This window comes from Nostocoides sp. F2B08 (genome assembly GCF_009184895.1).
In the GTDB taxonomy this organism is placed as follows: domain Bacteria; phylum Actinomycetota; class Actinomycetes; order Actinomycetales; family Dermatophilaceae; genus F2B08.
This window is the reverse complement of sequence record NZ_WESE01000040.1, coordinates 1-255: the sequence shown is the minus strand read 5'-3', so window position 1 is coordinate 255 and position 255 is coordinate 1. Positions and strand designations below refer to the sequence as shown.

At 65.9% G+C, this 255-nt stretch carries 1 protein-coding gene; it reads right to left on the bottom strand.

All coding sequences use genetic code 11. The features are described from left to right. Nucleotides 1-58: 58 nt before the first annotated feature. A partial coding sequence (locus tag GA707_RS21045; RefSeq protein WP_193315479.1) for a hypothetical protein occupies nucleotides 59-255 on the bottom strand: 197 nt, incomplete at its 5' end.

Genomic DNA, 255 nt, shown 5'->3' with positions numbered 1-255 from the left:
GTCACTACCGGTCGAGTGCCGGCGCAGAGACGCACCCGACGCGCCAGCTGGATGCGTTCTAGTTGTCGTCGTCTTCGGCCGCAGGGTCGGTAAACCATTCCAGGTGAGTCAGGCCGGCGGGGAGGTCGGTGACACGGGTGGGCTCGGGCCACACCAAGCCTTCGCGGTTCACGCGCAGGGGCGCGCTCGTATTTCGTGTTGCGACCACCTCGTCCACGTGCACCAACAGCAGGTTGAGGCCGGCCTCCTCAATAC